General features: G+C 69.1%; 21 protein-coding genes. 10 read left to right on the top strand and 11 right to left on the bottom strand.

Features of this window, described 5'->3' with window-relative positions; all coding sequences use genetic code 11:
* Window positions 1-86 precede the first annotated feature (86 nt).
* A complete protein-coding gene (locus AB0D12_RS21225) occupies window positions 87-3,026 on the top strand; it encodes a HAMP domain-containing protein (protein WP_362684897.1) in 2,940 nt (979 codons plus the stop codon).
* A 36-nt stretch (window positions 3,027-3,062) separates the two neighbouring features.
* Here the strand turns inward: AB0D12_RS21225 and AB0D12_RS21220 are convergent, their stop codons facing one another.
* Complete coding sequence (locus tag AB0D12_RS21220) at window positions 3,063-5,357, bottom strand: SpoIIE family protein phosphatase (protein WP_362685198.1); 2,295 nt, start codon at window positions 5,355-5,357, stop codon at window positions 3,063-3,065.
* 236 nt (window positions 5,358-5,593) lie between these two features.
* Here AB0D12_RS21220 and AB0D12_RS21215 point away from each other — a divergent pair, with 236 nt between their 5' ends.
* Window positions 5,594-5,917 (top strand): plasmid stabilization protein, encoded by a 324-nt coding sequence (locus tag AB0D12_RS21215; protein ID WP_362684894.1) that lies wholly within the window; start codon window positions 5,594-5,596, stop codon window positions 5,915-5,917.
* 32 nt (window positions 5,918-5,949) lie between these two features.
* Here AB0D12_RS21215 and AB0D12_RS21210 read toward each other — a convergent pair whose 3' ends face one another.
* On the bottom strand, window positions 5,950-6,327 hold the full coding sequence (locus tag AB0D12_RS21210) for an ANTAR domain-containing protein (RefSeq protein ID WP_362684891.1): 378 nt from the start codon (window positions 6,325-6,327) through the stop codon (window positions 5,950-5,952).
* A gap of 385 nt (window positions 6,328-6,712) precedes the next feature.
* On the opposite strand from AB0D12_RS21210, the gene AB0D12_RS21205 reads away from it, so the two are divergent.
* From AB0D12_RS21205 to ligD, 4 genes are all read left to right on the top strand, one after another.
* Window positions 6,713-7,231: an ATP-binding protein gene (locus AB0D12_RS21205; protein ID WP_362684888.1), complete on the top strand. Its 519-nt coding sequence runs from the start codon at window positions 6,713-6,715 to the stop codon at window positions 7,229-7,231.
* 111 nt (window positions 7,232-7,342) lie between these two features.
* On the top strand, window positions 7,343-7,567 hold the full coding sequence (locus AB0D12_RS21200; RefSeq protein WP_362684885.1) for a DUF6458 family protein: 225 nt from the start codon (window positions 7,343-7,345) through the stop codon (window positions 7,565-7,567).
* A 116-nt stretch (window positions 7,568-7,683) separates the two neighbouring features.
* Entirely contained in the window at window positions 7,684-9,009 is a 1,326-nt protein-coding gene (locus AB0D12_RS21195; protein WP_362684882.1) for an NAD(P)/FAD-dependent oxidoreductase, read from the top strand.
* A 1-nt stretch (window position 9,010) separates the two neighbouring features.
* Window positions 9,011-9,910, top strand: a complete 900-nt coding sequence (gene ligD / locus AB0D12_RS21190; RefSeq protein ID WP_362684879.1) for a non-homologous end-joining DNA ligase — start codon at window positions 9,011-9,013, stop codon at window positions 9,908-9,910.
* 104 nt (window positions 9,911-10,014) lie between these two features.
* Here ligD and AB0D12_RS21185 read toward each other — a convergent pair whose 3' ends face one another.
* A complete protein-coding gene (locus AB0D12_RS21185; RefSeq protein WP_362685195.1) occupies window positions 10,015-10,185 on the bottom strand; it encodes a hydrophobic protein in 171 nt (56 codons plus the stop codon).
* Window positions 10,186-10,436: 251 nt separating this feature from the next.
* Between AB0D12_RS21185 and AB0D12_RS21180 the strand changes: the two genes are divergently transcribed.
* Together AB0D12_RS21180 and AB0D12_RS21175 are read left to right on the top strand one after the other, a co-directional pair.
* The gene (locus AB0D12_RS21180; RefSeq protein ID WP_362685192.1) at window positions 10,437-11,228 is read left to right on the top strand and encodes a SigB/SigF/SigG family RNA polymerase sigma factor; all 792 of its coding nucleotides are present in this window, start codon (window positions 10,437-10,439) and stop codon (window positions 11,226-11,228) included.
* Between the two features lie 53 nt (window positions 11,229-11,281).
* Window positions 11,282-11,776 carry a DUF6328 family protein gene (locus tag AB0D12_RS21175; RefSeq protein WP_362684876.1) on the top strand — a complete coding sequence of 165 codons (495 nt, stop codon included), beginning with the start codon at window positions 11,282-11,284 and terminating at the stop codon, window positions 11,774-11,776.
* Between the two features lie 10 nt (window positions 11,777-11,786).
* Here the strand turns inward: AB0D12_RS21175 and AB0D12_RS21170 are convergent, their stop codons facing one another.
* The gene (locus tag AB0D12_RS21170) at window positions 11,787-12,692 is read right to left on the bottom strand and encodes a cation diffusion facilitator family transporter (protein WP_362684874.1); all 906 of its coding nucleotides are present in this window, start codon (window positions 12,690-12,692) and stop codon (window positions 11,787-11,789) included.
* A 245-nt stretch (window positions 12,693-12,937) separates the two neighbouring features.
* Between AB0D12_RS21170 and AB0D12_RS21165 the strand changes: the two genes are divergently transcribed.
* The gene (locus AB0D12_RS21165; RefSeq protein WP_362684871.1) at window positions 12,938-13,567 is read left to right on the top strand and encodes an LAETG motif-containing sortase-dependent surface protein; all 630 of its coding nucleotides are present in this window, start codon (window positions 12,938-12,940) and stop codon (window positions 13,565-13,567) included.
* A 102-nt stretch (window positions 13,568-13,669) separates the two neighbouring features.
* Here AB0D12_RS21165 and AB0D12_RS21160 read toward each other — a convergent pair whose 3' ends face one another.
* The 7 genes from AB0D12_RS21160 to AB0D12_RS21130 form a co-directional block, all read right to left on the bottom strand.
* Window positions 13,670-14,566: a TauD/TfdA family dioxygenase gene (locus tag AB0D12_RS21160; protein WP_362684868.1), complete on the bottom strand. Its 897-nt coding sequence runs from the start codon at window positions 14,564-14,566 to the stop codon at window positions 13,670-13,672.
* Window positions 14,567-14,604: 38 nt separating this feature from the next.
* Window positions 14,605-15,939 (bottom strand): LLM class flavin-dependent oxidoreductase, encoded by a 1,335-nt coding sequence (locus AB0D12_RS21155; RefSeq protein WP_362684865.1) that lies wholly within the window; start codon window positions 15,937-15,939, stop codon window positions 14,605-14,607.
* A gap of 10 nt (window positions 15,940-15,949) precedes the next feature.
* Window positions 15,950-16,840, bottom strand: coding sequence for an ABC transporter permease (locus AB0D12_RS21150; RefSeq protein ID WP_362684862.1), 891 nt, complete (start codon window positions 16,838-16,840; stop codon window positions 15,950-15,952).
* Entirely contained in the window at window positions 16,837-17,646 is an 810-nt protein-coding gene (locus tag AB0D12_RS21145; RefSeq protein WP_362684859.1) for an ABC transporter ATP-binding protein, read from the bottom strand. Before AB0D12_RS21145 ends, AB0D12_RS21150 begins: the two co-directional genes overlap by 4 nt.
* A 4-nt stretch (window positions 17,647-17,650) precedes the next feature.
* A complete protein-coding gene (locus AB0D12_RS21140) occupies window positions 17,651-18,667 on the bottom strand; it encodes an ABC transporter substrate-binding protein (RefSeq protein ID WP_362684856.1) in 1,017 nt (338 codons plus the stop codon).
* 11 nt (window positions 18,668-18,678) lie between these two features.
* Complete coding sequence (gene ssuE / locus AB0D12_RS21135; RefSeq protein ID WP_362684853.1) at window positions 18,679-19,272, bottom strand: NADPH-dependent FMN reductase; 594 nt, start codon at window positions 19,270-19,272, stop codon at window positions 18,679-18,681.
* Between the two features lie 213 nt (window positions 19,273-19,485).
* Window positions 19,486-19,569, bottom strand: coding sequence for a putative leader peptide (locus tag AB0D12_RS21130; RefSeq protein ID WP_351446407.1), 84 nt, complete (start codon window positions 19,567-19,569; stop codon window positions 19,486-19,488).
* Between the two features lie 276 nt (window positions 19,570-19,845).
* On the opposite strand from AB0D12_RS21130, the gene AB0D12_RS21125 reads away from it, so the two are divergent.
* Window positions 19,846-23,388, top strand: coding sequence for a phosphodiester glycosidase family protein (locus AB0D12_RS21125; protein ID WP_362684850.1), 3,543 nt, complete (start codon window positions 19,846-19,848; stop codon window positions 23,386-23,388).
* Window positions 23,389-23,700 lie beyond the last annotated feature (312 nt).

Here is a 23,700-nt window from a genome sequence, read left to right as displayed (position 1 = left end):
TGCCACAGTGGGAAGAGCCGTTGAGGCCGCCACGCTGCGGGTTCTCGCAGCACGGCGCCGCGAGTCACGACAGCGCGAGGTCAGCGATGGATGTGCCTGCCCACACGCCTGATCCCTATCAGGCCCGGCTGCCCGCAGAGCTGAGCGAGGAAGGGCTCAGGAAACTGCTCGCCGGGCTGACGGCCGTACGGGACGGCGACCTCTCGGCCCGGCTTCCCGACGCCGAAGGGCTGCTCGGCGAGATCGCGACCATCTACAACGGCATGGTGGACCAGCTGTCGGTGGTCACCTCCGAGGTCACCCGGGTCGCCCGGGAGGTCGGCGGACAGGGCTTGCTCGGCGGTCACGCACAGGAACCGCGAGTGAGCGGCGTGTGGCAGGAGCTCACCACCGGCGTCAACACCATGGCGGACAACCTGACGTCCCAGGTCCGGTCCATCGCTCAGGTTGCTACGGCCGTGGCCCGCGGCGACCTCACCCAGAAAATCAGGGTGGACGCGCGCGGGGAGATCCTGGAGCTCAAGGAGACCATCAACACGATGGTGGACCGGCTGTCCTCGTTCGCCGAGGAGGTCAGCCGGGTCGCCCGCGAGGTGGGAACGGACGGAAAGCTCGGCGGTCAGGCCACCGTCCGAGGAGTGTCGGGCACCTGGAAGGATCTGACCGACAACGTCAACTCCATGGCGACCAATCTCACCAACCAGGTTCGCAACATCGCCCAGGTCACCACGGCCGTCGCCGGCGGCGACCTGACGCGCAAGATCGATGTCGACGCGCGCGGGGAGATCCTGGAACTCAAGACCACGATCAACACCATGGTCGACCAGCTGTCCTCCTTCGCCGCCGAAGTCACGCGGGTGGCCCGCGAGGTCGGCAGCGAGGGGCGGCTGGGCGGCCAGGCCGAGGTGGAGGGCGTTTCCGGCACCTGGAAGCGGCTCACCGAGAACGTCAACGAACTGGCCGGCAATCTGACCCGCCAGGTGCGTGCCATCGCCAAAGTGACCAGCGCGGTCGCGGAAGGCGATCTCACCCGGTCCATCAGGGTGGACGCTCCCGGCGAGGTCGGAGATCTCAAGGACAACATCAACGCGATGGTGGAGTCGCTGCGCGCGACGGTCCGGGCCAATGAGGAACAGGACTGGCTCAAGACCCATCTGGCCCGTATATCGAGCCTCATGCAGGGCACCCGAAGCCTCTCCGCGGTCGCCGAGCTGATCATGACGGAGGTGCCCCCGCTCGTCTCCGCCCAGTACGGCGGCTTCTTCCTGGCCGGGGACGAGGGCCGTGGAACAGAGCTGGTCATGATCGCCGCCTACGGCGCGCCCGACGACCCGGCCGCAGAACCCCGCCGTTTCCGGCTGGGACAGTCGCTGGTCGGCCAGGCCGCACAGAGCCGCCACACCATCACCGTGGATGACTTGCCGCCCGGCTACGCGACCATCGTGTCCGGCACCGGCCGCATGGACCCCGGCAACTTGATCGTGCTGCCGATCGTCGTGGAGGAGCAGGCGCTCGGCGTCATCGAACTGGCGGCCCTGCGCCCCCTGACCGCCATCCACCGGGACTTCCTCGACCAGTTCATCGAGACGGTCGGCGTGAACGTCAGCTCGCTGATCGCCAATGTGCGTACGGACGAACTCCTGGACCAGTCGCAGCGGCTGACGGCGGAACTCAGCACCCGTTCCCGGGAGTTGCAGGCACGTCAGGAGGAGCTGCAGCGTTCCAACGCCGAACTCCAGGAGAAGGCGGCGCTGCTGGCGGACCGCAACCGGGACATCGAGCGCAAGAACCTGGAGATCGAGCAGGCCCGCCAGGAGCTGGAGGCACGCGCCCAGCAGCTCTCCCGTACCTCGATGTACAAGTCCGAGTTCCTGGCCAATATGAGCCACGAACTGCGTACGCCACTGAACAGCCTGCTGATCCTTGCCCAGTTGCTCGCCCAGAACATCGAGGGCAACCTGACACAGAAGCAGGTCGACTACGCCGAGGTGATCCACTCCGCGGGGTCCGATCTGCTCCAGCTGATCAACGACATCCTGGACCTGTCGAAGGTCGAAGCCGGAAAGATGGACATCCACGCCGAGCCGTTCGCGCTGCACCAGTTCCTGGAGTACGTCGAGGCGACTTTCCGCCCGGTGGCGAGCGAACGCGAGCTGGAGTTCCGTGTGATCGCCACGCCGGGGCTCCCCGACGAATTCATCACCGACGAGTCCCGGCTCCGGCAGGTGCTGCGCAATCTCGTCTCCAACGCGCTGAAGTTCACCGAGCAGGGCCGCGTCGAACTCCGCGTCCACCACGCCGCCGACGACGAGCTGCCTCCTGCCCTGCACGACCGCGGTCCGATTGTCGCCTTCCGTGTCTCCGACACCGGAATCGGCATCCCGGCCGACCGTCTGCAGAGCGTGTTCGGAGCTTTTCAGCAGGGCGACGGGACCACATCCCGCCGCTACGGTGGCACCGGACTCGGGCTGTCCATCAGCCGGGAGGTGGCTCAGCTCCTCGGCGGTGCCATCGTCGCGGAGAGCACTGTGGGCCGGGGCAGCACCTTCACGCTCTACCTGCCCGTGCGGGCCCCGGCGCTCCAGCAGCAGTCGCACGACGGTACTGAGGAGTACGCGGAAGGCGTGCCTCGCGGGGGCGAACCAGCCACCGGGCACACGGTGTTGGTGGTGGACGACGACACCCGGAACATCTTCGCGCTGACTCAGGTCCTGGAACGCGAGGGGATGCTGGTGCTTCAGGCGGACAACGGCAGAGCGGGGATCGATCTGCTCATGGCGCACGACGAGGTGGATCTCGTCGTGATGGACGTGATGATGGCCGGCATGGACGGCACCGCCACCATGGCGGCGATCAGGGAAATGCCCCGCTTCGCCGATGTGCCGATCATCGCGGTCACCGCCAAGGCCATGCCGGGGGACCGTGCCAAGGCTCTGGCCGCCGGAGCCAATGACTATGTTGCCAAACCGGTGGACGCGGACGATCTGATGGCGAGAATCCGCATGTGGCTGGCGCGCGACGGCTGAACGGAGACGGGTGGCGCGCTGCCCGGCACCAACTCGTCAGCGTTCTGGGCAGACGCGGACCGCGATAAGGCTTGTGTCGTCGTCCGTGTCACCCGTGGCGCCGCTCAGCAGCCGGTCGGCCTGTTCCTCGACCTCAAGGGAGCTCAGTTTCTCCGCCGCCCCCAGGAGTGTGGCCAGACCCTCGTCCAGTCCGCCGTGGCGGCGCTCGATGAGTCCGTCCGTGTACAGCAGCAGTGTGTCGCCAGGGAGTAGTTGGGTGGTCCTCTCCTGGTAGACGAAGGACGGCACGGCCCCCAGCAGGATGTCCCGTGGCGGATCGAGCAGCCGCGCTCTGCCGTCACGTACCAGCAGGAGCGGCAGATGCCCGGCGCTCGCCCAGCACAGGGTCCGGTCGGCCGGGTCGTAGAGTGCACAGACGGCGGTGGCGGTCGGGTGGCCCTGCGTGTGCACTGTGACGTCGTTCAGCCATTCCATGAGCCGTCCAGGGGTGTGCCCGGTGAAGGCCAGTCCCCGCAGCGCGTTCCGCAGGGCGACCATTCCGGTGGCCGCGTCGATACCGTGCCCCGCTATGTCGCCGACCGCCACCAGCACCTTGCCGCTGGGCAGCGGGATGACGTCGTACCAGTCACCGCCCACCCGGTACTCCTGGGCCGCGGGCCGGTAGCGGGCCGTGGCCTGCAGTCCGGGGAGTCGCTGAAGGGCGGGCATCTCGGGGACGATCGCCTGCTGGAGCTGGAGAACCAGCCGGTGCCGGAGGGCTGCCTGCGCCTGAACGGCGGTGAGCTGGTCGAACGTGGCGGTGAGGGCGACCTCCGTGTGGAATCCCGTGGAGACGTCCTGGTAGACGCCGGTGATTCCGGTGATTCCGGTGATTCCGGTGAGGGCTCCCTCATCCATGAGGGGCTCTGCGGCGATGCGTACATGTCGCATTCCGCCGTCGTCACGGATGACGCGGACGACCGCGACCGCGCCCTTCCGCCGCTCGGTCAGCGTCATCAGGAGTTCGGTCAGATCGTCGCGATCCTCCGGGTGCACGCGGAGCCTCAGGGCTGTGAGAGGGATCGGTTCCGACTCCCGGTCGATGCCGAGAATTCCGTACGCCTGTTCACTCCACTTCGACGTGCCCCTGGTGAGATCGTCCTCGAACGGCGCGACGCCCTGCAGCTGGCCCACCGCGCGGGTGGCGGACAACCGCCGGTCGCTGCTGGTGTGCCACAGCACGACGGTGCGTTCGGCGCCGACCGGCAGGACCCGTACGTCGAGAAGAGGCGCGGGGGAGCCCGCGCCGTGCTCCGGTGGCAGCCTGGCCGCGCGCTGAAGGGAGGTGCCGGAGTGCGCGCGCTGGGAGAGCAGCGCGAGATCGGAATGGTGCCGGGGGAGCGCGACTTCGAGGGGCTGCCCCGTCCGGTGTGTCCCGCCGAGAGCTTCGGACGCCGGCCCGTTGAGGTGTTCCACCGACAGACTCGAGGTGGCCGGATCGCGGCGCAAGGTCATCGCGGGATGGGCCAGCGCGTCGACCAGGTCGTCGAGGAGCGGCGACTGGGACGGTTCGGCGTCCGTGGCGTTGAGGACCCTCGCCGCCACTTCGATCACATCGGTGAGCGCGCGCCGGACGCTTTCGTCAAGTTCCGCGCGGCCCGGCCAGACGGCGAGAGCCAGCCCTACGGTCGAGCCTCTCAGCCGCAGGGGGAGGAGGGCGCGGGCAGCTTCGGGGCCGGGGCCCGGCAGCGCCACATCCGGTGGAGGCCCGGAGGCCAGCCAGACCGGGGAACCTTCGGTGACCACCTGCTGGAACGGCGCCGGGGCAGCCGGCGGGATCCACTGCCACCGCGTTGCTTCCCCGGCGCTCACCCCGGCGTGTCCGGCGAGGCGGAGACAGTCGGATTCTGTGAGCCGCCACAACCAGAGGCTCTCCACTCCGAGCGGGCTCATGCCGCCCTGCAGCAGGGTGGCCGCGGCCTCGCTGACGGTGTCGTTCGCCTCTGCTGCGGTGGCGACACGGCGTATCCGGCGGGCCTCGGCAACGGCGCCCTCGTCACCGACGGGCGGAGTGGGTGACGTGACGGCGATGGTTCCCGCCGCGCTGTTCACGATGTCCGCGGCGAGATCTTCGGCGCTCAGGCCGGTTGCCTCGGCGAGCAGTACGAGGTGTTCGGCCGCCTCGGCGGGCGATGCCTCCAGCTGAGTCACCAGGATCCCGGTGGCCAGGTCGGTCAGGTGCCGTCGCGTGAGTCGCTCGCGGAGAGTGGCGTTCTCGGCGGTCAGGCTGACGACCGCTGCGGACACCTCCTCGTGCCCGCCGCCTGAAGCCGGAGGCTCCTGCGCAGGCATGGTCACGACTACTCCCATTCCGAGCAGACAACGCGAAGTGTGTGATCGCGCCCGATCTGGATTCTACGCGGGCATTCCTTGCACGGCAGATGTCCGGGCCCGGCCTTCCCGCTGCTTCCCGCTGCGCCGAAGGTCGCGCCGGTCGGTACCCGTATTGCGGTGGTATACGGCGCGGCACAGGGTAGTGGGGAAAACGTCCGGACAGTTGCGGGCAACAGTCTCAGACAGGAGTTGTCATGCCTCGCGGTTCAAGTCCCAAGCGGGAACGGCAGTACGAACACATCAAGGAGAGCGCTGAGGAGCGCGGCGAGAGCAAGAAGCGCGCGGAGGAGATCGCTGCCAGGACGGTTAACAAGGAACGTGCCCGCTCGGGCGAATCCAGGGCGGCGAGCAAGAGTTCCACGCAGGACATGTCTTCGTCCCGGCGTGGCGGCAAGCGCTCCCACAGCGGATCCGAAGGGCCGACCTACGACCAGCTGTACGCCGAGGCGCAGCGCCGCAATATCCATGGCAGGTCCTCGATGAACAAGGCGGAACTGAAGCGCTCACTCGGGAGCTGAAGGTCCTCGGGGGTGCGGCGCACGCCCCGACCTCACCGACCGCCGTCGGGCAGGGCCGCGAGTGCGGAGCTCAGTGCGGCCCGGACCGGTTTGGCGGGCGGCGGTCCTTCGACGCTGTCCACGATGTGCTGCGCGATCTCGCGGAGCTTGATGTTCGTGTGCTGGGAGACATTCACCAGCACTTGCCAGGCCTGGTCCGGCGTGCATGAGGCGGTCGCCATGATGACCCCGCGCGCCATGTCGATCACCGGGTGCGTGCTGAGCGCGTGTCGCAGCCCGGCCACTTCCTCCCGCAGCACCTGCGCTTCCAGCTCCGCGCTGACGACGCGGTACTGCGTCTCGTCCGAGGCCGCCCACGCCGCGGCAGAAGTCCTCTCGAGGGCCGATCCGGTGTCGTCCATCCGCGTCATGCTCCTGCTCCCTTTCCCGCTCCCCGGGGCCGGTTGGCACGCCCTACGCCTTGCTCACGCTGTTGCCCCGAGTGCGGGGGCAGGACACGTGCCCGCAGGTTTTCTGGCCGAAGCTGAAACTCCTCTGTGCGGCGTTTCGACTGCCGTGATCGCGGTACTGGATCTGGACGTTCCCTGCGTACGAGGGAACGGAGGCGCCGGTCCGGTTGGGCTCATCAGCTGCCGGCGCCGACCTGTGCCGTGGTGGCTGATTGTCCCCGCGCGTTGCGGTTTGCGGTATTCCGGGTGCAGTCTGATAGTGACCCAGAAGCGACAAAGGCTCACTCTTCGCACTCGGGGTTCCGCATGCGAATGGGTGAAGCCGTCGCGGTGAGGAGCCACGGTCATGAACGTTCCGGTCGCCTGCCGCTACAGCATCGAAGTGTCGGCATCACCCGAGCGGATCCCGCAGATCCGGCGCATTCTCGCAGCGCACCTTCGGTACTGGAGCCTCGAGCCCCATATCGTGCCCGTCTGTCGTGCCGTCGACGAACTCGTCGGCAACGTCGTACAGCACGTGCCGGGCGACAAGTCGTGTGTCGTGGAGCTGCGTTGGACCGGGAGGCACGTGATCGCGTCCGTGGCCGACAAGGACCGCCGGATGCCCCGGATCCACAGTTCCTCCCCGTCGAAGGGCGGACTGGCGACGGTTGCCGTCCTCAGTGACAGCTGGGGGACATGCGGCACCGCCACGGGCAAGGTCATCTGGTTCAGCAGGCGTGCGAAGGCAGCGCAACGCGTGGCTGCGAAGCCGTCTGCACCGATGCCGCTGTTGCGCGAGTTCAGGCCGCTGTCTTCGAGCTCGTCGGTTGCGAGGGCCGGTGTCCCGGCCGGCAGCGAACCTGCTGTGGCCGCGCGCGTCTGAAGCACAGATCTGAAGGACCGATGCCGCGATGCATGAGGCGCGTAGACGCATGGCTGGTCCCGGCGCGGGTACTCGGCCGCGACCAGCATTTCGAACCGGAAGGTGAGTCACATGGGTCTCGGTGGGTGCATCATCCTCATTGCCGCAGGGGCGATTCTCACGTTCGCCACCGACTGGAAGGTGCAGGGCGCCAACCTCGACGTGGTCGGCCTGATTCTGATGGTCGTCGGCATCATCGGCGTCGTCACGTTCACCAGCATCGCCAAACGTCGTCGCGTCGTCGTGCCGCCGGCAACCCCGGTGGTCGATGAGGAGCGAGGTCGCCTCTACGAGTGACGGTGCCGGTTTGGCGCGGTGCCCCAGGGGCACCCGCCGGGCCGCTTGCCGCACGACACCCCCTCCAGTACCACATCCTCTCCCGCACCACACCCTCTCCTGCACCGGAGTTGATTGTGAGTCGTTCCCGTGTCGTTGTCGTCGGAGCCGGTTTCGCCGGTTTCCAGGCCGCTCGCGCGCTGTCCCGGACCGTCCGGGACCGGGCCGAGATCGTCCTGCTCAACCCCACCGACTACTTCCTCTATCTGCCGCTGCTGCCGCAGGTCGCAGCGGGGATCCTGGAACCCCGCCGGGTGACAGTCTCGGTCCCCGATGCCCTGCCCCGGGTACGTCTGGTGCTCGGCGAGGCCAGCGGGGTCGACCTGGCGGACCGGCGGGTTCACTACACGGATCCCGAAGGCGGTTCCGGCGCGCTTGCGTACGACCGCCTCGTACTCGCCGTGGGCAGCGTCAACAAGCTGCTTCCCGTGCCCGGGATCGCCGACCACGCGCACGGCTTCCGCGGTCTGCCGGAGGCGCTGTACCTGCGCGACCACATCACCCGACAGATCGAGATGTCCGCCGGTGCCGCGACCGCCGAGGAGAGCGCCTCCCGCCGCACCTTCGTGGTCGTCGGTGCCGGTTACACCGGCACCGAAGTCGCCGCCCAGGGAAAACTGTTCACGGACGCACTGACACGTAAGCAGCGCACCGGGAAACACCACGGCCGGGCGCGCTGGCTGCTGCTGGACGTCGCGGACCGGGTGCTGCCCGGGCTGGACCGCAGGCTGTCCTCGACGGCCGACCGGGTACTGAGCCGTCGCGGCGTCGACGTGCGCACCGGAACCTCCGTCAAGGAGGCCACCCGGGCAGGAGTCCTGCTGGACGACGGGGAGTTCATCGACACGAGGACGCTGGTCTGGTGCGTGGGCGTACGCCCCGACCCGTTGGTTTCCGAGGTCGGACTGCCCCTCGAGCGCGGCCGTCTCGTCGTCGACTCCCGGCTGAACGTACCCGGTTGTCCCGAGGTCTACGCCTGCGGCGACGCAGCGGCAGTACCCGATCCGACCCGGCCGGGGGAGTACACGCCGATGACGGCCCAGCACGCCTCCCGGCAGGGAAAGCTGGCCGGACTCAATATCGCCGCCAGTCTCGGCCACGGCGAGCAGCGCAGCTATGAACACCACGATCTGGGCTTCGCCGTGGACCTCGGCGGGATCCAGGCCGCCGCGAATCCGCTGGGCGTCCCGCTGTCGGGACCGCTCGCGGGCGCCGTCACCCGCGGCTACCACCTGGCCGCCATGCCGGGGAACCGGGTACGCGTCACCGCCGACTGGCTGCTCGACGCAGTGCTGCCGCGCCAGAGCGTCCAGCTGGGCCTCGTCCGCTCCCCGCAGGTTCCTCTGGACAGCGCCTCGCCGGAAGTCCCCCGGCTCGGGGGAGCCCCTCCCAAGGAGCAGTGAGATGTCATACAAGGTGCGGGCGGGCCGGCGCACCGTTGAGATCCACCGGCCGGACAAGGTCCTCTTTCCCGACGACGGACTCACCAAGGCAGACCTCGTCGACTACTACCGCCGCATCGCGCCGTTCATGCTGCCGCATCTGCGCGGCAGGCCGTTGATGCTGGAACGGCATCCGGACGGCATCGGCGGCCCCGGCTTCATGCAGAAACAGACCCCGGACAACTATCCGGACTGGGTGCGCAGGGTCGAGGTGGCCAAGGCGGACGGCACGGTGACCCACACGGTGTGCGACAACACCGCGACCCTGATCCATCTGGTCGACCAGGCGTGCATCACCTTCCACCGGTGGCTGTCGCGCGCGAACCGGCCGGAGCAGCCCGACCGGCTGGTCTTCGACCTCGATCCGGCGGAGGACGACTTCGAACCCGTACGCCGGACGGCGGAGCAGCTCGGTGAGCTGTTGGATCAACTCCAGCTGCCGTCCGTCCTGCTGACCACCGGATCCAAGGGCCTGCACGTCATCGTGCAGCTGGCGCGCGGGGCGGGCTTCGACGAGGCGCGTGAATTCGCCAGGGAGGTCGCGCAGACGCTCGCCGATCGCGACCCGGACCGGCTGACCACCGAGGTACGCAAACGGGCGAGAGGCGGTCGCCTCTATCTGGACGTCCAGCGCAACGGATACGGGCAGACGGCCGTGGCGCCGTTCTCCGTGCGGCCCAAGCCGGGCGCGCCGGTGGCCACCCCCGTCAGCTGGGATCAGCTGAAGGACCCCGAACTCACCGCTCGCCGTTGGACGGTGACCGATGCGCTCGACCAGGCGCGTACCAAGCCATGGGCCGGCGTGATCGGTGGCGGTCGAGCGATCGGCCCGGCCCGCCGACGTCTCGCCGCCCTGCGCTGACGGTGCCGAGACGATTCACCGAGGCGATTCACCGTGCATGACGGGGCACCGCCGAAAATGCTGAACGGCGGCCCGAGGGCCGCCGTTCAGCATTCGCTTCTCGCCTACCACCTGTACCAACGGGACCTTGTGCCCGTGGGTGTCGTGCTTCGCATCACAAATCCCAGAAGCCAAACGACCAGGACGATGATGGCAATCCACCAGAGCGCCTTCACGGCGAAACCAACACCGAAGAGAAGGAGTGCGAGCAGCAGAACGAGCAGGATGGGAAACATGGTCTGCACCTCCACCTGGCGGGTTCCCCTTACCCATCCTCCTACACGTCGGTTTTAGGTGGTCCGCGATTGGCGCTGATTTATCTGCCCTTGTTTCGTCGCCAAGGCTCAGGGCAGACGCGTTTCGTGCTTCGGACCGGAGGCACGTCCGTGGGAGTGGCACGGCGCGCCCTGGTGCGGCTGCGTGTGTATCCGTAATTCCCGCGGTGGCAATCATCCGTTCCGTACCGCTGAGGGAGTGGCAGCGCATCATGCGCACACACGCGAGCAGGAAGCATCCGCACGACGACGCCCCCGACACCGCAGCCGACTTCGACCGACTGGCGCACCTGCCCGAGGGGGTCCAACGCGAGGCCGTACGCCAGCAGCTGGTCAATGCCTGGCTGCCCATGGCGGAGCGGATCGCCGGCCGCTTCAGGAACCGCGGGGAGTCCCTCGAAGACCTGTGCCAGGTGGCCGCTCTGGGCCTGGTCAAGGCCGTCGACCGGTACGACCCCGAGCGCGGTACCGCGTTCGCCGGCTTCGCCGTCCCCACCATCACAGGTGAGGTCAAACGGCACTTCCGTGACCACATGTGGACCCTCCATGTGCCACGTCGGGTCCAGGACCAGCGCAATCGGGTCCGTGCGGCCCAGCGCGAGCTCCTCCAGACCGTCTCGGGCCGGGCGCCGACCCTTGCGGATATCGCCACGCAGGCCGGCCTGACGCCGGAGGAGGCGAGGGCCGGGCTGGAGGCCCTCGACTCCTTCAGCGCCCTGTCCCTGGACGCCGAACTCCCGGGCGGCGAGGGCGGATACACACTGTGCGACGGCCTGGGCGGCCCGGATCCCGCGCTCGATGTCGTCATCGACCGGGAGGCAGTCAAGCCCCGGCTGCGGCGATTGCCGGCGCGGGAACGGAAAATCCTCTACATGCGGTTCTTCCGCGACATGACACAGCGCAGCATTGCCGAGGACCTCGGCATCTCCCAGATGCATGTGTCACGGCTGATCAGCAACTCCTGCGAGCGACTTCGCCGCGAGATCATGCAGGACGCCGCATAAGGAGTGCGATATAAGAGGAAAGCGCCACATGGACATGAGGGAGGCGCCCGGTGATGGAGCAGCGCGGAAAGGGCCGCGAGCGCGGTCGGGACGAGACGCCGGAGGAACGGGCGGACCGGCTGTGGGGCGAACTTCTGCAGGAATTGCGGGTTGCCCAGACAGGTGTGCAAGTCCTGTTCGGATTCCTGCTCACGGTCGCGTTCCAGGCCCGTTTTGCCGGCCTGTCCGACACCGACCGCAATATCTACACGGTCACCATTCTGCTGGGGGCGGCGACGACCGGAGCTCTCATCGGTCCCGTCTCCATCCACCGGCTCCTCACCGGCCGGCGGCTCAAACCGGAGACAGTCCAATGGGCCTCCCGCCTCACGCTTGTCGGACTGTTTCTACTGCTGTGCACGATGGCGTCGTCGCTGCTGCTGATCCTGCGACTGGTCGTGGACGACTCGCTCGCCCTGTGGCTGGTGGCCGCAATGGTCGTCTGGTTCGTCATCTGCTGGGTCGTCCTGCCGCTCTGGGCCAGCGCCACGAACCCGCCCAGGGACTGACGGCGACGCATCAGTCCTCCGGCGCCTCCGTGATGTCCAGAAAGACATGATCCGCCTGCGGCCAGGCCGTTGAGATCAGCCGTTTGATGCGTACGCAGACCAGCTCGACCTCCTCGCTGTCGAAACCGGGAGCCAGATCGACCCTGGCAGCCACGAGCGTCGAATCCAGGCCGAGCCGCATGGTCAGCAGCGCGGCGACATTGTCGATCTCGGGCTGGTCGTCAAGAAGTTCACGGATACGGTTGCGCAGCTCCGGTTCGACCGCCTCGCCGATCAGCCGGTCGCGGGCCTCCCTGCCGAGCCGGTACGCGACGTACACGAGCAGCAGGCCGATCGCGATGGACGCCGAAGCCTCCCAGACCACCTTCCCGGTGATCAGGTGGAGCACCATGCCGACCATGGCGAGCACGACGCCGAGCACCGCGGTGCTGTCCTCCGCGACAACTGTGCGCAGGGCGGGATCGCGGGCTCCGTCCTTATCGCTGCGCAGCTGGTGCAGGGCACGGAGCAGCGAGCCGCCCTCGGCGAGCAGGGCCACGGCCAGGACGGCCAGCCCGGCGACATAACCGGCGTGGGACTCCTGCTTGTCGGCGCCCAGCGCATGGAAGCCCTGGTAGAAGGAGAAGCAGCCACCCATGACGAACATCCCGACGGCGGCGAGCAGCGCCCAGAAATAGCGCTCCTTGCCGTAACCGAACGGATGCCGGACATCCGGCGGGCGACGGCTGCGGCGCACCGAGAGAAGAAGGAACACCTCGTTCATGCTGTCGGCGACCGAGTGCGCGGCCTCGGACAGCAGCGCGGGAGACCCGACGGCGATTCCGGCGACGGCCTTCGCCACCGCGATCACCAGATTCGCGGCGAGCGCCACCAGCACAGTGACGCGGGTCTTTCCGTCGGATTCCTTGCGATTCATTTCGGTCACGTATGCGCGCGGTCGTTAAAGGCATGACATGTGACTGTGCTTGTACCAGACATGCTGACCTTCGTCCCTTTCTGTGCTCTTTCTCGGGGCGAGTACCCTCGACCGCCCTTCCCGAACGCCCGTCGTGGTGACGCGAGTCAAAGACGTGAGGGGTGGGGCGGGTGCACACCCAAGGGGGCGTGGCGGTACTGTGCGCGCACCGCCAGATGGGTGGCGCGGCAATCGTGGAGGAACGAGTGACAACAAACAACAGATCGTGGCGGCGCGCAGGCGCCTTCGCAGCGGTCGCGACGGCCGGTGTCTTCGGCGTCGGCCTGGCGGCCGGAACCGCTCAGGCGCACACCCCGGAGTGGAAGGTGACCTGCACCGACGTCAGCGTCCATCTCACCGCCTACAGCTCCAAGGACGACAACACCGTGACCGTCACGGTGGACGGCAAGGACCTGCTGCCCACCGAGACGTTCAGGGGGAGCTTCGACAAGAAGCTCGAGCTCCCCAAGCATGACAAGGAGCTCTCCGTTCGCCTCGTGGTGAAGGCGGGCGACAACGACAAGTTCTCGCGCGACCTGACCGAGACGGCGCCGGTGTGCGAGAACAACACCCCCAGTCCGACCCCGTCGGAGACCCCGAGTTCCACTCCCTCGCCGAGTGAGACTCCGAGTGAGACGCCGAGCGACACGCCGAGCGCGGCCACCAGCTCCGCCGAGGTGCCGCCGGCTTCGACCGAGCCGAGCTCCCCCGGTGACCTGGCCGAGACGGGCTCCTCCAGCTCCACCCCGCTGATCGCCGGCGCTGCCGCCGTCGTCATGGTCGCGGGTGGCGGCATCATGTGGGCCGCGCGCAAGCGGCGTAGCGCCCAGCACTGACTTCGGCGCGCTGCCGCGGCATGAACGGCGGTGCGTCACCGATACGGGTGCACACGGGGAGGGCGGGCCGTCGGGTGACGGCCCGCCCTCCCTGCGTCGTTGTCAGGCCGCGGCAGGCGTGTAGTGAGCCGCCTCGTCTCCCTCGACGACCCGGCTGAGCCCGCCGTCGACACCGACCGGGACATCGCCCGCGACCGTCACCCGGTGCAGCAGCCGAGGCAGGTCGCCGTAGTCGTCGGGCGCGTAGTGCTGGGTGCTGCGGTTGTCGAAGAGGACCAGATCCCCCGGGGCCCAGGTCCAGCGGACGACATTCTCCGGGCGGGTCACGTACGACTGCAGGATCCGCAGGATGTCGCGTGACTCGGACGGCGAAAGGCCCACCAGACTCTGTGCGAAGCCGCCGATGAACAGACCGCGCTCGCCCGACTCCGGGTGGACGCGGACCACCGGGTGCTCGGTGCGATACCTCGTGGAGACGAACTGCCTGCGGTGCTCGGCCGCCTTCTCCGACTTCGGCTCGGCGTAGTCGTACGCGTTGGTGTGGACGGCCCACAGCCGGTCCGCCAGCTCGCGCAGCGCGTCCGGCAGATCCTGGTAGGCGGTGACGGAGTTCGCGATCAGGGTGTTGCCACCGTACGGCGGAACCACCAGGCTGCGCAGCGTGGACGCCTTCGGCGGCGTGCGCAGGAACGTGACGTCCGTGTGCCACTGGTTCGCGCGGATGCCCTCGTCACCGTCCACCGGGAGGATGTGCGGCTGGCCCTCCGCGGACGGCACTGTGGGGTGCGCGGTCGTGAGCTCGCCGAAGAGCGAGGCGAAGCGTATCTGCGCGGAGTCGTCGAGCTGTTGGCCGCGGAAGAAGAGTGCCTTGTGCTCCACGAGCGCCGCGCTGATCTCGGTGACGATGGCGGGGTCGAGGTCGGTGGAGATGTCGACGCCGAGGATCTCGGCGCCGATGCGGCCGCCGATCCGGCGGATGTCGAAACCGGTGCTGGTCATACGGGTGCTGCCTTTCTCTGGGCGGTGAGTGAACGGTGTCAGTGGGTAAGTGCAGGCCGGCCTGCGGGCCGCTCCAGGCCGTAGTGGTCGCGCAGGGTGCGACCGCTGTACTCCGTACGGAACAGGCCGCGCGCCTGCAGCAGCGGCACCACCTGGTCGACGAAGTCCTCCAGTCCGCCGGGCAGATACGGCGGCATGATGTTGAATCCGTCCGCCGCGCCCTCGGTGAACCACTGCTCGAGCTGGTCCGCGATCTGCTCGGGCGTGCCGGCGAAGACCCGGTGGCCGCGGCCGCCGCCGAGCCGGGCGATCAGCTGCCGGATGGTGAGCTGCTCGCGCCGGGCGAGATCCGCCACCAGCGTGAAGCGGGACTTGTTGCCGTTGATGTCCTGCTCCTCGGGGAGCTCGGGCAGCGGACCGTCGAGCGGCAGACCGCTCAGATCCGTGCCGAGCATCCCGGAGAGCTGCTGCAGCCCGTACTCCGGGACCTGCAGGCCCGTCAGTTCGTCCTCCAGCGCCAGGGCCTCGGCCTCGGTCGCGCCGATGATGGGGCAGATTCCCGGGAGGATCTTCAACTGGTCGGGCGTACGACCGTACTTCGCGAGCCGTGACTTGAGGTCCTTGTAGAAGGTCTGGCCGTCGGCGAGGGTCTGCTGGGCGGTGAACACCGCCTCCGCGTACCGGGCGGCGAACTCCTTGCCGTCCTCCGAGGAGCCGGCCTGCACCAGCAGTGGATGGCCCTGCGGCGAACGCTGTACGTTGAGCGGCCCGTCGACGCGGAAATGCTTGCCGCGGTGCTCGATCGGCCGTACCGCGCCGTCCTCCGTGTAGACCCCGCGCTCGCGGTCGATGACCGTCGCGTCGTCGCGCCAGCTGTCCCACAGCTCCTTGGTCACGTCGAGGAACTCGGCGGCGCGCTCGTAGCGCAGAGCGTGCTCCAGATGCTCCTCGCGACCGAAGTTCCTGGCCTCGGCCTCATTCCCGGAGGTGACGATGTTCCAGCCGGCGCGCCCGCCGCTGAGGTGGTCGAGCGAGGCGAACTTCCGCGCCACGTGGAAGGGCTCGTTGAACGTGGTGGAGACGGTGGCGACAAGACCGATGTGCTCGGTGGCAACGGCCAGTGCGGACAGCAGCGTGAGCGGCTCGAAACCGCCGACCGCGTTGTAGCGGGCATTGCCCCACAGGGCGACGCCGTCCGCGAGGAACAGCGAGTCGAGTCTGCCGCGCTCGGCGGTACGGGCCAGCTCCTGGAAGTACGAGAGATCGGTGATCCGGTCGGGCTGGGTGCGCGGATGGCGCCAGGCGGCGTCGTGGTGGCCGGCGTTCATGAGGAACGCGTTGAGATGGAACTGGCGTGGGGTGTCGGCGGACATGGGCGGATCCTCAGTTTCCGGTCGGGGTGCGCCAGGACGTGAAGCGACGTTCAAGAGCCACGAGGAGCTGGTTGAAGGCCACGCCGATGGCGGAGATGGTGATGATCCCGGCGTACATCTCGGGGATCGCGAAGTTGAACTGTGAGGCGTTGACGAGATAGCCGAGCCCGGCCTTGGCGCCCACCATCTCGGCGGCGACGAGGACCAGGATGGCGACCGCGCCGGCCAGCCGGATGCCGGTGAAGACGGTCGGCACGGAGGCGGGCAGGATCACCTTCTGGAAGATCCTCGGAGCGGGCAGGTCCATCGACCTGGCCAGCCTGAGCAGGGTTGGATCGACGCTGCTCACGGCGCTGATGGTGTTCAGCAGGATCGGCCAGGTGCAGGCGTACAGCACGATGGAGATCTTCGAGGTCTCACCGATGCCCAGCAGCAGGACGAAGACCGGCAGCAGGGCGAGCGCGGCGGTGTTGCGGAAGACCTCGAGGAGCGGCCCGAGGAGATCCGCGAGCGGCCGGTACCAGCCGATCAGCAGGCCGAGCGGCACGGCGATGACGACCGCGAGACCGAAGCCGGTGAACGAGCGCTGGAGGCTGGCCTGAGTGTGTTCGGCGAGCTGGCCGTCCAGGAGCAGCTGCCACCAGGCGACGGCGACCTCCGAGAACGGCGGCAGAAACGTCCGGTCGACGAGTCCGAGCCGGGGCGCCGCCTCCCACACCGCGAGCAGCACGGCGATGGCGACGGTCCGGGTGACCACGGTCAGCAGGATCCGGCCGGCGCGGCGGACCGGGGCGGGCAGTGCGCGGGTACGGACTGGTGGGGCGAGTACGGGGTCGGTGCGCTGCGCCGCGCCGTTCACATCGACGGCTGTCGCGAGCGCCTTCTCGGTGGCGATGCTCATAGCGTTGCGGCCTCCCTCTCCTCTTGCTGGGCCCGGCTGACCTCGTCGCGCAGCAGGTTCCAGATCTGATGGCGGTGGTGCGCGAACTCGGGGCTGGAGCGTGGATCGGTGTCGGCGCCGCGGTCGCCGAGGCCGATCGGGACCACTTCCTTGATCCGGCCGGGACGGGAGGTGAGGACGGCGACCCGCTGTCCGAGATGGACCGCCTCGTCGATGCCGTGCGTGATGAAGACGATCGTCTTGCCGGTGCGCTGCCAGATACGCAGCAGCTCGTCCTGGAGGGACTCGCGGGTCTGCGCGTCGAGCGCGGCGAACGGCTCGTCCATGAGCAGCACATCGGGGTCGTAGGCAAGGCTCCTGGCGATCGCCACGCGCTGGCGCATGCCACCGGAGAGCTCGTGCGGATGCCGGTCCTCGAAGCCGTTGAGACCGACGAGCGCCAGATACTCCCTGGCGCGCTCGGCCCGCTCGCGGCGGGGCACCCGGGTGGCTTCCAGGCCGAACTCCACATTGCCCTGCGCGGTGCGCCAGGGCAGCAGGGCGTACTGCTGGAAGACGATGCCCCGGTCCAGACCCGGTCCGGTGACGGGCTCGCCGTCCAGCAGGATCTGACCGCTGGTGGGTTCGGAGAGTCCGCCGAGGAGGTCGAGCAGGGTGGATTTTCCGCAGCCGCTCGGGCCGACGACGACCACGAACTCACCGGCGGCGATATCGAGATCGATCCCGTCCAGCGCGGTGACGTGCTGCTGTTTTCCGCGTACGGGGAAGGTCTTGCCCACCCCTCGGAAGCTGATCTTGGCGGTCACGGGGTCAACTCGCCTTCTTGACACGGTTGTTGAACTCGTTGGTGTAGAGGTCGGAGACGCTGACCTGGCCGGACTTGAGGTCGCCGCGCTCGGTGAGCCAGTCGGCCCAGACCGACAGCTCCTTCTCCTCGATCCGGCCGCCCGGCGCCGAGACGCCGTAGGAATGCCAGTACTTGAGCGCGGCGGTGCTTTCGTTGCGCTTGCGCTTGGCGACGATCTCGGTCATACGCGCGACGACCTCGTCGCGCTGCGTGGTGCGGGCCCAGTCCAGGGCCTTGCCCACTCCGGTGACAAAGGTCCGTGCGGTCTCGGGGTTCTGCTTGATGAAGCGCTCGGTCAGGACATACGTACCGGCGCTGAAAGCCCCGCGCAGGTCGTAGTCGCTGAAGAGCTTGCGTACGCCTCCGTTCTCCAGCGCCTTGTCGCGCAGAATGCCGCCGAGTACGGCCACATCGATCTGGCGCTGGCGCAGGGACTGTTCGGTGTTGACAGGTGGGATGACGATCCGCTCGACCTGCTCGGCCTCGGCCCGGCTCAGCCCGTTCTTCTTGAGGTAGATGTCGAGCATCGCCTCGTGGTGGGCGCCGAGGGTGTTCATGCCGACCTTCTTGCCGATGAGGTCGCGGGCCGTACGTATGGCGCTCTTCTCGGTCACGTAGAAGCCGCTGTACGCGTACTTGTCGGAGCCGTAGTAGCTGATGACGGCCTTGATGGGGGCCTTGCGGGCGGCGAGCTTGACCACGGCTCCGTTGAAGGCGCCGCCGAAGTCGGTCTGGCCGGACGCGGCGGACTGGATGTCCTGCGGACCGCTGATGGTGTTACCCACCCACTCGAGCTTCAGGTTCTCCAAGTAGCCGAGGGAGGCGGCGAGTTCGGGCGGGCTGACCTGGCCGACCGAACCCTGGTAGCGGAGCGTGGTGGTGTTCCGCGTGCCGCTGCCGACCGCTGTGCCGCAGCCGGCCGCCGCCAGCGCGGAGATGCCGGTGAGGACGAGGAAGTTACGTCTGGTTGTGGTGTGCACGTCGGATTCCTTCAGTGGCTGCGGGAGGCGGAGGCCGCCGCACCGTTGGCTGGGGACTGGGCGGGGGAGAGGGTTCGGGAGGGGAGCGACTGGATGAACTCGTCGACGACGTCGAAGAGCCGGAGTCCGGCCTCGGCGCTCAACTGCGCCCCGCCTTCCGGCAGCCGCTCGACATGGCTGTCGAGGAGGAAGGAGCCGCCGACGACATGCCGGGCCCCGAGCGCCGAAAGAACCGGGCGCAGGGCGTAGTCGATGGTGAGTACGTGTGCCAGGCTGCCGCCCGTGGCCAGCGGCAGAACCGTCTTTCCGGCCAGGCCGGACTGCGGCAGCAGATCGAGGAAGGCCTTGAGCAGTCCGGTGTAGGAGGCCTTGTAGACGGGGGTGGCCACTATCAGACCGTCCGCCGCGGCGACCTGCTCGGCCGCCGCACGCAGGGCGGGCGAGTCGGACCGGCCGGCCAGCAGTTCGGCCGCGGGCAGCTCACGCACCTTCAGATGGCCCGCGTCAAAGCCGGTGACGGACAGTCGCTGGACCGCGTGCTCGACCAGCAATTCGGTGCGCGAGTTCACGGACGGGCTTCCGGAAACAGCCAGGATGGAGGTCATCAGTCATTCCGTTTCGGGGTACGCGAAGATGCCTGAAACATCGCGCTGAAAAGGCGCGCGACAGGTTCAGGAAAAGGGTTGAAGAGAATCGGAAGGCTCTTTTACGGGCCTTGCCGTGAGAATTGCTGCCCCGGCGGGGCGGAGGTGCTCAGCCTGGCCGCAACCCTCTGGAGAGAGGGCTCGACGCCGGAAGAGAAGTCAGCTGTGCGTGTTTCAGCGGCCGGCGGCACAGAGTGCGCTGGCGTGCCGTCGAAGATCGACGTGCAGGCGCGATACGAGAATGTCAGCTTGACTCACACCGGAGAGAATGACAGCGACTTCCGGTCACGTCAATGTCCGCCGGAAATCGTCTCGCATGGTGAATTGTTACAGCTTTCTTTCGTGAATGTGGCTCGCATGCGGAGCTACCGGCGCGGGCCGGTGGGACGGGGAACGGCCGGCGCCCTTCCACGCGGGCCCAGTGGAATGATCACTGGATCTCCCGGGCGCCAATGGTCGTGCCATTGCCCGTGCTCCCCGACTGTTCTTCCCATCGTTCCCACTGCCCCCTGGTGTGTCTGTCCGAGCGCCGCGATGCTGTCCGCCGACAGCATTACGCGCTCAACCAGCCGGATTCCTGGAGTAGTTGTGGGCCTTGGCAGAGCAAGACGGTCCGTCGTGCTGTTCGCGACGGTGTCCGCACTGACGGCTGGGGCGACATCCCCGGCCGTCGCCGATTCCACCCCCGACCCCCGTCCCCGAGACTCCGCCGAAGTGCTGCGGCCCGTCGCGCCGCCGCCCGCGAGCGGTGCGGCCGGACGGCCGAGATCCGTCGCGGACGGCGACGGCATCGAGACCGCGCGCAGCTCCCGACCGATCGCTCCCGGCATCGGCCTCACCTCGTACGACCGGCTCGAATCGGACAAGTGGCTGCGCGTCGACGCGCTCTCCGTCGACCTCGACGGCAGCGGCGTACAAGCCGACTACCTCTCCTCCGGGAAGGTCGCCGACCGCCGCGCCGTCTCCGAACTCGCCGCACAGCATGACCCCGGCAAGGGCCGGCGCACGGTCGCCGCGATCAACGCGGACTTCTTCGACATCAACCAGACCGGCGCACCGCAGGGTCCCGGCATCAAGGACGGCAAGGTCACCCACTCGCCGGCCACCGGCGCCAACCGGGCCGTCGGCATCGGGCCGGAGAACGCCGGACGTGTCCTGCAGTTGTACTTCGACGGCACTCTCACGCTGCCATCCGGTGCGCACCCCCTGACCGCGTACAACGCCGCGAACGTCCCGGCCGGCGGGATCGGCGCGTACACCGCCGCCTGGGGAACCGCCGACCGCGCGCTGACCGTCGACGCCGCGACTCCCGTCGCCGAAGCGGTCGTACGGGACGGCAAGGTCGTCGGCGTCAGCGGACGGCCCGGCACCGGGCCGATCGCCACGGACACCACTGTCCTGGTCGGCCGGGAGGCCGGAGCCGGGCTGCTGGCGGCGCTGCGCCCGGGCGACGCCGTGTCCCTGGAGTACCGGCCGCGTACCGACAGCGGGTCTGTCCCGCGTACCGCGGTCGGCGGCCGCGAACTCCTCGTCGTCGACGGCGTACCGCTGAACCACGAGGGCGAAGGCAACAACACCGCCGCTCCCCGTACCGCCGTCGGGTTCTCCAAGGACGGCCGCGCGATGCAGGTCATCACGGTCGACGGCCGCCAGGCCGACAGCGGCGGAGTCACCCTCACCGAACTCGGCCTGATGATGAAGAAGGCCGGCGCGCACAGCGCGCTCAACCTCGACGGCGGCGGGTCTTCGACACTCGTCGCCCGCGAACCCGGCAGCGACGCCCTCCAGGTGGAGAACAGCCCCTCCGACGGCAGCGAGCGCACCGTCCCCAACGGCCTCGCGCTCACCGCGCCGGACGGCAGCGGTCGGTTGCGCGGCTTCTGGGTCGAGACCCGCACGCCCGCCGGGAGCGCCCCCACCGCCGACCCGGTCAGGGGCGGCCACCCGGAGCGGGTGTTCCCCGGCCTGACCCGCCGGCTCACCGCCGCCGGCTACGACGAGACATACGGACCGGCCGCCGGAGCACCGCACTGGCGGGCCGTCCAGCCCTCGGTGGGCCGGGTCGACGACCACGGGACGTTCCGGGCGCGGCACAGCGGCACGACCGAGGTACGCGCGGAACGTGCGGGTGCCCATGGCAGCACCGAGCTGACCGTGCTCGACGACCTGGCCGGAATCGAGCCGACCACCAAGCGGGTCGGCCTCGCGGACGCGAGCGCCACCGGCACCTTCGGCATCCTCGGGCTCGACGCCCGGGGCAACAGCGCGCCCGTCGAACCGGCCGATGTGCAACTCGGCTACGACCACACGCTCTTCGACATCCGCGACAACGGCCGGGGCTCGTTCACCGTCATGTCCCGCACGGGCAGCGGGGCCGGACAGATCACGGCGAGGGCCGCGGGCGTCACCACCGTGTTCGCCGCCAGCGTCGGCCTCGCCGAGCAGCCGGTCTCCGGCTTCGACGACGCCGCGTCCTGGACCTTCAGCCAGGCCCGCGCGAGTGGCTCGGTCGCGGCGACACCCGAGGGACAGAGTGGGACGGGCCTGGAGCTCAGCTACGACTTCACGCAGTCGACCGCGACCAGGGCCGCGTACGCCAACCCGCCGCGGCCGATCGCCGTTCCGGGCCAGCCGCAGTCCTTCACGCTCTGGATCAAGGGCGACGGAAAGGGCGCCTGGCCGACGCTGCACCTCAAGGACGCCGCCGGCTCCGACCAGTTGCTGCGCGGACCGTACGTCACCTGGACGGGCTGGCGGCAGGTGACCTTCGCCGTGCTGCCCGGGGCCGCGATGCCGCTGTCGGTGCACCGCTTCTATCTGGCCGAGACCGCGGCCGCCAAGCAGTACACCGGGAAGATCGTGATCGACGGTCTGACCGCGCAGGTGCCCCCGACGGTCGTGTTGCCTCAACAGCCGCGTACGGCAGACCCGTTGATCGACCCGGCGGCCGAGACCGAGGGCAGGGACTGGCAGTTCGCGGTCATGTCCGACGCGCAGTTCGTCGCCCGCGACCCCGACAGCGCGATCGTGGCGCAGGCGCGCCGGACCCTGCGCGAGATCAAGGCCGCGCGGCCCGACTTCCTCATCGTCAACGGCGACCTCGTCGACGAGGGCTCTCCGGCGGATCTGGCCTTCGCGCGCCGCGTCCTGACCGAGGAACTGGGGGACGAGCTGCCCTGGTATTACGTGCCGGGCAACCATGAGGTGATGGGCGGAAAGATCGACAACTTCATCGCCGAATTCGGGCCCGCGCACCGCACGTTCGACCATCGCGGTACCCGGTTCCTGACCCTGGACACCTCGAGCCTGAGCCTGCGGGGCGGCGGCTTCGACCAGATCAAGGCGGTGCGCGCGCAGCTCGACGCGGCGGCGAAGGACGCGAGCATCTCGTCGGTGATGCTCGTCGAGCACGTCCCACCGCGGGACCCGACCGTGCAGCAGGGCAGCCAACTCGGCGACCGCAAGGAGGCGGCGCTGATCGAGCAGTGGCTCGCGGAGTTCCGCCGTACGACCGGTAAGGGGGCGGGGCTCGTAGGCAGCCATGTCGGCGTCTTCCACGCCGAGCACGTGGACGGCGTGCCATATCTGATCAACGGCAACTCGGGCAAGGCCCCGGCGGGCCCGGCGGACGAGGGCGGCTTCACGGGCTGGTCGCTGGTCGGCGTCGACAAGGTGTCGCGCGGGGAGCAGCTGGCGGGGCGGCTTCGCCCGTGGGAGGGCCGCCCGGACTGGGTCTCGGTCCAGACCCGGGCGCATGTCGACGGCCTGACCCTGGACGCGCCAGCTGTGCTGAAGCCCGGCCACGCCGCGGATGCCCCGGCGACGGTCACGCAGGGTGCGCGGCGGGTCCCGGTGGCGTTCCCGCTGAGCGCGGACTGGACGGGCTCGCCGAACCTGTACATCGGGGCGCCTGAGGACGCTCGCCACCGCCATGCGGCGGCCTTCGACCCGGTTACGGGCCGGCTCACCGCGCTTCGGCCGGGGACGGTCACGCTGGCGGTGACGGTGGGCGGCGTCACGCAACGTACACAGATCCGCATCGCGGCGGAGGGGGTGGCATCGCGCCGGGCGGCGTAGGCCCGTCGTGGCCGGGGGAGCGGCCCTGCGCCCGGTGGCCCCGCGTCCCGCGCCCTGCGCCAGCGACCGCCGACCCGGTCGAGGCGGCCTGCGCCCGGTGGCCCGCGCCCTGCGCCAGCGCTTGCCGGCCCGCGCGAGGCGGCCGTTCCCCAGCCGCTCGCTGCGGTAGGCCGTCAGGCCGGCGCGCCGGCCCGGGCGGCATACGCCCGCGGTGAGCTGCCGCGCGAGCGGCTTCGCGACAGGGTGCAGCGGCTCGCTGCGCAAGGGACTCAGGGGCGTCGTCGCTCCGCAGTCGCGCGCGTGCGGCCTCCG

This window comes from Streptomyces sp. NPDC048479, from assembly GCF_040651435.1.
In the GTDB taxonomy this organism is placed as follows: domain Bacteria; phylum Actinomycetota; class Actinomycetes; order Streptomycetales; family Streptomycetaceae; genus Streptomyces.
The sequence above is the reverse complement of the archived record's forward strand: the minus strand, read 5'-3'. Positions and strand labels throughout refer to the sequence as shown.

Coding starts and splice junctions, on each gene's coding strand:
- ssuE (WP_362684853.1), bottom strand. CDS start 19,272: ATGACCTCCATCCTGGCTGTTTCCGGAAGCCCGTCCGTGAACTCGCGC.
- AB0D12_RS21170 (WP_362684874.1), bottom strand. CDS start 12,692: ATGAATCGCAAGGAATCCGACGGAAAGACCCGCGTCACTGTGCTGGTG.
- AB0D12_RS21160 (WP_362684868.1), bottom strand. CDS start 14,566: ATGACCAGCACCGGTTTCGACATCCGCCGGATCGGCGGCCGCATCGGC.
- AB0D12_RS21180 (WP_362685192.1), top strand. CDS start 10,437: ATGCGCACACACGCGAGCAGGAAGCATCCGCACGACGACGCCCCCGAC.
- AB0D12_RS21215 (WP_362684894.1), top strand. CDS start 5,594: ATGCCTCGCGGTTCAAGTCCCAAGCGGGAACGGCAGTACGAACACATC.
- AB0D12_RS21185 (WP_362685195.1), bottom strand. CDS start 10,185: ATGTTTCCCATCCTGCTCGTTCTGCTGCTCGCACTCCTTCTCTTCGGT.
- AB0D12_RS21150 (WP_362684862.1), bottom strand. CDS start 16,840: ATGAGCATCGCCACCGAGAAGGCGCTCGCGACAGCCGTCGATGTGAAC.
- AB0D12_RS21225 (WP_362684897.1), top strand. CDS start 87: ATGGATGTGCCTGCCCACACGCCTGATCCCTATCAGGCCCGGCTGCCC.
- AB0D12_RS21200 (WP_362684885.1), top strand. CDS start 7,343: ATGGGTCTCGGTGGGTGCATCATCCTCATTGCCGCAGGGGCGATTCTC.
- ligD (WP_362684879.1), top strand. CDS start 9,011: ATGTCATACAAGGTGCGGGCGGGCCGGCGCACCGTTGAGATCCACCGG.
- AB0D12_RS21210 (WP_362684891.1), bottom strand. CDS start 6,327: ATGACGCGGATGGACGACACCGGATCGGCCCTCGAGAGGACTTCTGCC.
- AB0D12_RS21205 (WP_362684888.1), top strand. CDS start 6,713: ATGAACGTTCCGGTCGCCTGCCGCTACAGCATCGAAGTGTCGGCATCA.
- AB0D12_RS21175 (WP_362684876.1), top strand. CDS start 11,282: ATGGAGCAGCGCGGAAAGGGCCGCGAGCGCGGTCGGGACGAGACGCCG.
- AB0D12_RS21125 (WP_362684850.1), top strand. CDS start 19,846: ATGCTGTCCGCCGACAGCATTACGCGCTCAACCAGCCGGATTCCTGGA.
- AB0D12_RS21155 (WP_362684865.1), bottom strand. CDS start 15,939: ATGTCCGCCGACACCCCACGCCAGTTCCATCTCAACGCGTTCCTCATG.
- AB0D12_RS21220 (WP_362685198.1), bottom strand. CDS start 5,357: ATGCCTGCGCAGGAGCCTCCGGCTTCAGGCGGCGGGCACGAGGAGGTG.